At 38.4% G+C, this 6,162-nt stretch carries 3 protein-coding genes; 2 read left to right on the top strand and 1 reads right to left on the bottom strand.

The features are described from left to right. Positions 1-1,888: bifunctional aconitate hydratase 2/2-methylisocitrate dehydratase (locus F6K13_RS14155; RefSeq protein WP_287287672.1), on the top strand; the 1,888-nt coding region annotated here is incomplete at its 5' end. Positions 1,889-2,108: 220 nt separating this feature from the next. Then, a complete protein-coding gene (locus F6K13_RS14150) occupies positions 2,109-4,826 on the top strand; it encodes a DEAD/DEAH box helicase family protein (RefSeq protein WP_124145572.1) in 2,718 nt (905 codons plus the stop codon). 563 nt (positions 4,827-5,389) lie between these two features. On the opposite strand, the gene F6K13_RS14145 is transcribed toward F6K13_RS14150, so the two are convergent. Further along, entirely contained in the window at positions 5,390-5,959 is a 570-nt protein-coding gene (locus tag F6K13_RS14145) for a helix-turn-helix domain-containing protein (protein WP_192901142.1), read from the bottom strand. Between the last annotated feature and the right edge of the window lie 203 nt (positions 5,960-6,162).

Below are 6,162 nucleotides of genomic sequence, written 5' to 3'. Positions count from 1 at the left end.
TAACTCCGTGTTATGGCACATTGGAGAAGACATTCCCCATATTCCCAATAAGCACTCTGGTGGATATATTCTCGGTGGTAAAATTGCTCCGATTTTCTTCAACACTGCTGAAGACTCTGGCGCATTACCCATTGAATGTGATGTTACCAAAATGGAAACAGGGATGGTAATAACTATTCATCCCTACAAAGGCGAGATAACTAACGAAGCAGGGGAAACAATTTCCACATTCACCCTTAAACCAGAAACTATCTTCGACGAAGTACAAGCAGGTGGACGTATTCCCCTATTAATTGGGCGTACCCTCACTGACAAAACTCGTAACGCCCTGGGATTAGAGACCAGCACTGCATTCACCCGTCCCCAACTACCAGCAGAAACAGGTAAAGGTTTCACCTTGGCACAGAAAATGGTGGGTAAAGCTTGTGGTTTACCAGGAGTTCGTCCGGGAACAGCTTGCGAACCATTGATGACAACAGTGGGTTCTCAAGATACTACCGGACCTATGACCAGGGATGAAATGAAAGAACTCGCCTGTTTAGGTTTCAGCTCCGACTTAGTAATGCAGAGTTTTTGTCATACTGCTGCTTATCCCAAACCAGTTGATATTAAGACTCACAAAGAGTTACCCGATTTCTTTTCTGCTCGTGGTGGAGTGGCGTTACGTCCGGGAGATGGAATTATTCACTCTTGGTTAAACCGGATGTTGTTACCGGATACAGTGGGAACTGGTGGTGATTCTCATACCCGTTTTCCTCTGGGAATTTCCTTTCCTGCGGGTTCTGGTTTGGTGGCATTTGCCGCAGCTCTGGGTTTGATGCCATTGGATATGCCAGAATCTGTTTTGGTTCGGTTTAAGGGTAAGTTACAACCGGGCGTAACATTGCGGGATATTGTCAATGCTATTCCCTATGTGGCAATTCAAAAAGGGTTGTTAACTGTAGCGTTAGAGAATAAGAAAAATGTGTTCTCCGGACGAATTATGGAAATGGAAGGTTTGCCAGATTTGAAAGTTGAGCAAGCTTTTGAATTGACTGATGCGACTGCGGAACGTTCCTGTGCTGGTTCCACAATTAAGTTGGGTACGGAGACTGTTTCTGAGTATCTGCGTTCTAATATTACGTTGTTGAAAAATATGGTGGCGCGGGGTTATCCAGATGCGCGGACTATTATGCGTCGGGTTGCCAAGATGGAACAATGGTTGGCAAACCCAGAATTAATGTCTGGGGATGCGGATGCAGAATATGCAGAAATTATTGAAGTAGACTTGAATGAAGTTAAGGAACCTATTGTGGCGGCTCCCAATGACCCGGATAATATTAAATTGATGTCGGAATGTGCGGGAGATAAAATTGATGAAGTGTTTATCGGTTCCTGCATGACGAATATTGGTCATTATCGTGCTGCTGCCAAAGTATTGGAAGGTGCAGGGCGAGTCAAAGGTGTATTGTGGATATGTCCGCCAACTCGCATGGATGAGAAACAGTTGCGCGAGGAAGGAATGTATGGGGTATTTGCTGCTGCTGGTGCGCGGACGGAAATGCCTGGATGTTCTTTGTGTATGGGAAATCAAGCGCGGGTGAAAGATGGCGTGACTGTGTTCTCGACTTCGACACGGAATTTTAATAATCGCATGGGTAAAGGTGCCCGGGTGTATTTGGGTTCCGCTGAGTTGGCGGCGGTGTGTGCGCTGTTAGGTCGGATACCTAGTGTGGATGAGTATTTGGAGATTATGAAGGAGAAAGTCGATCCGTTTGCGGCAGATTTGTATCGGTATTTGAATTTCGATCAGATTGCTGGTTTTGAGGATGAAGGGCGAGTGATTCCGTTGGAAGAGATGCCCAAGATTGAGGAGATTCTGGGGATGCCAGTTAGTGTTGGGAAGTAGTAGAACAATGAATAATGAATAATTAATAATTAATAATTACCTCTTCTTTTCAAGGAGAAGATTGACTAAAAATAATTTTTTTTCTTCTGCTTTAAAGGAGAGGCTTTAAACCTTAATTATTCAGTAAATTAAGTGAATTGAGGGTGGGTTAACTCCCGCCCTCTATTTTGAAATTAAAGCAGTATAATGAAGTAGTATTTTTTCACAAATTCATATAAATATGGCACTAAAAAAGACTAGGCATTCAACCATAATACCTGAAACTCCAGAAGCACTTTTCCGCGACTTAAGAAATCGAAAAATAGAAGGTCTTCTTTCTCATCAAGCAGACATATTACGAGAATATCAAAAAGAAGAAACTTTGAACAAATCTAATGTAGCTTTGCAACTTCCTACTGGCAGTGGTAAAACTCTAGTTGGATTATTAATTGGGGAATGGCGACGACGAAAGTTCAGAGAAAAAGTAGTATATCTTTGCCCTACTCGTCAATTAGTTAATCAAGTAGTTGAGAAGTCTATTAATGAGTATGGAATAAAAGCGAAAGCTTTTACTGGAAAACAAAAGGAATATGATCCTAGAATCAAGACAGAATATAGCCGTGGAAAAACTTTAGCTGTTACTACATATAGTGGTCTATTTAACACCAACTCATTTTTTCAGGATGCAAATTTAATTATATTAGACGATGCTCATGCTGCCGAAAACTATGTCGCTAAATTTTGGTCAATATTAATTGAGCGAAAAAAACATGACTCACTTTTCAAGAATATTGTATCGTTTTTAAGACCAATTCTTTCAGAATCAGACTATTCAATATTTTTTAAAGAATCCCCAGATATATCTGATAAAAGTTGGGTTGCCAAAATCCCTACATCAGATTTATATGAAAAAATACTAGAGTTAATTGAACTAATAGATGGATATACTTCTGATGATAGCTGTGATTCTAACATGAAATATCCTTGGTCTGTACTAAGAGATCATCTTTTTGCCTGCCATATATATTTGAGTTTTAACGCGATATTAATTAGACCTGTAATACCTCCTACTAAAACACATAAACCATTTTCACAAGCAAAACAACGTTTATATATGTCTGCAACTTTAGGAGAAGGAGGAGAAATAGAGCGTCTTTTCGGTATGGAAAATATAGTTCGTTTACCAGTACCAGAAGGTTGGGATAAGCAAGGAATTGGTCGTCGTTTTTTCTTTTTTCCTGAAAGCTCTCTTAATGAAGAATCATCCTTAAATTTAGTAATGAAAATGCTCCGTTCAACTCCTCGCTCTCTTTTCTTAGTTCCAGATGATGAGCAAGCAGAAAAAGTAAAAAATAAGATTAAAGAGCAGACAAAACACCAAATATTTGAAAGTAAAGAAATTGAAACTTCTAAGCAAGATTTTATTTGCAAAGATGGAGCTGTTGCTGTCCTAGCAAATAGATATGATGGAATCGATCTACCAAAAGATGAATGTCGGTTACTAATAGTTAAAGATTTGCAGCGAGCTACAAATATTCAAGAAAAATTTTTAGTTACCCGTTTGTGTGCTGCTGTAATTTTCAATGACAGGATTATAACTAGAATGGTTCAAGCAGTGGGGCGTTGTACAAGGTCTGATACTGATTATGCAGCAGTAGTTATATTAGGAGATGAGTTAAAAAATCTTTTGCTTAATCCTGACAAACAAAAGTTTTTACATCCTGAATTACAAGCGGAAATTGAATATGGAATTGAGCAATCTGAAGCAGAAAAAGAAGAAACATATTTTGCGGAAATTGAATATGGAATTGAGCAATCTGAAGCAGAAAAAGAAAAAGAGAGGAATTTTCTTGAAAACCTTAATATTTTTTTAGAACATGGAGAAAAATGGAATCAAGCTGAGGAAGACATAATTTATCATAGAGGAGCATTAGAGCAAGCTAAACTACCTGCAATAGAAAAGCTGAAAGAAACTGTTTCTGATGAAGTAAAATATCAGTATTGTATTTGGCATCGCAATTTTGAAGAAGCTCTAGCTAAGTGCGAAAGTGTTTTTAGTCAGCTTAATCAGGTAAATGATGAAGAACTTAGAGGTTACATAGCTTTTTGGTACTATCTTGCAGGAAGTGCTGCATGGATGGGGGCAAAAGATGGAATTACCTCTATGGAAAGTAAGGCAAGAGATTATTTTAAACGTGCTGCTAAAGTTGCTCCAGAGGTTACATGGTTTTCACGACTTGCTCGATTGTCATTAGAAGATGAAGTTCCTCAAGTCGATCCAAGACTTAGCAAAGTGATAGAAGGTTTAGAGCAGCGATTAATCAAATTAGGTACAAGGAATAGTACAAAATTTGATAAAGAGGTAAGAGCAATTTTTGATAATCTAAATCCCCCAATAAAAGATCGGCAAAATCTGACAGATGAGGGGCGTAACAAGCTAAGTAAAAAATTTGAGGACGGCCATGAAAGATTAGGAAAACTATTGGGTTATGACTCAGGTAACTCCACAACCCATAGCGCTCCAGACCCTTGGTGGATTGCTGGAGATGACTTGTGCATAGTATTTGAAGACCACTCAGAAGGCAATACAGAAACTACCCTCGGGTCTGTCAAAGTTAGAGAGGCAGCATCGCACCCAAAATGGATTAGAGAAAATAAAGATACCTCTTTATCTCAATCCGCAGATATTATTCCAGTCCTCATTACACCTTGTGCAAAAATAGAACCTGATGCTAAACCTTATACAGCAGACGTATGTTACTGGAATTTAGAAGACTTCAAGAAGTGGGCAACTAATGCAGTATCTACAGTTAGAGAATTAAGGCGAAGCTTTCCAGGAGAAGAAAATCTTGACTGGCGTAAACGTGCTATTCAAGCTTACCAAGATGCAGGAATTGACCCCTCCTCTTTGCTAGAAAAATTACGGCAAAGTAAGTTGCGCGATTTACCCTCTGATTAAAATTGTAGGAGGTTTATTGTCCTAATTTATAGCAGTCGAAGCCAAGATTAGGACAACCCTAAATGCTGAAATTTATCAGAGATTACTTCTAACTTCTGACTGACGTTTAGGACTATACTTCGACTGCTATAGTACTATACTTTTAATTCTTAAAATAGCAGTTAATTATGCCTTATATTATTACCAGCTTAACTGCTGAATCTAACTACAAACTGCGTCTTATTTATTCTGGTGGTAGTTAGATTATTGTAAATTTTAAACCTATTATTAACCAAGGTGGAGCGTTTCCCCCTTTATCCGATCCAATTTTTTTTCACAAGTAAAATTAGGAGAGGGTGGTAGATATATTGAGTGGGATGGAGGAATAGATTTTTCTGAGTTAAGCTTTATGGTTTGAAGCACATCCTAATGATAATCCTTTAAACTTTTCTACCACTAAATATGCGTAGAATTAGTTACGCAAGATAATTCTATTTATTTAGAGACATCACAAAACATAACAGAAGACATCCACTGCTCATAAATTCTCTTTTCCCAGCTAACTATTTATCTAAATGACTATGTTATTTCTTTTTTCCTTTTATTTTTGACTTTTTTTGTTTTGGCTTTTTTTGTTTTGACTTTTTCTTTTTAAGTTTCGCTCTCTGCTCAGTCACCTCTGGTGGCGGACCATAATCTCCATTACTGAAATATACTCGCTCTACTATATGTTCTGGTTCTACTTCTATCCACAGACGCGCTCCTCCCGCTTGACTTTTATTGGGATCATGGGGTTGATAAACGATTTGGCAAGGTCCTTTTATTTTCAGGGCGTGGCAATAATCCTTTTTATCTCCCACTTTTACCGCAACTACTGGATAAGAAGTTCCATTGTCTCGGTTATAGTCAATAGTCTTTCGTAGAACATGAACAAAAGTATTGCCGGAGCGTCGATTCTTGTTCCAAGTACCTTCCGGACCACGACGACCTGGTTTAATTTCTGGCATTCCCCTAGAATTAAGGGGAATCATCCAAAGTCTTCCGACTTTACGAGCATCTCTAACACGACCTTGATTCAGTAGCTCCCGCAATCTACCAGTGGAGATATTGAGCAAAAAAGCAGCTTGTGTAGTAGTAGCAAAAGATTGAGTCATAAGTACAACGTTGGGGTTTTTAGATTTTAGATAAACGAAGACACGATCATTTTAACCTATACTAGGTTACCTTAACGAGTGACTATTTTCCAATTTTTAGTTCCGATATTATTGATAATGGCTAGTAATAATAAATTGTACTCCTTTATTCTCTAATATTAAATCGGTGATACTATCAATGCAATTCACTCCTAAACTATTTT

Origin of the sequence: Okeania sp. SIO2B9, assembly GCF_010672505.1 — a bacterium.
GTDB classification, from domain to species: Bacteria; Cyanobacteriota; Cyanobacteriia; order Cyanobacteriales; family Microcoleaceae; genus Okeania; species Okeania hirsuta.
This window is presented reverse-complemented; position numbering and strand designations above follow the sequence as displayed.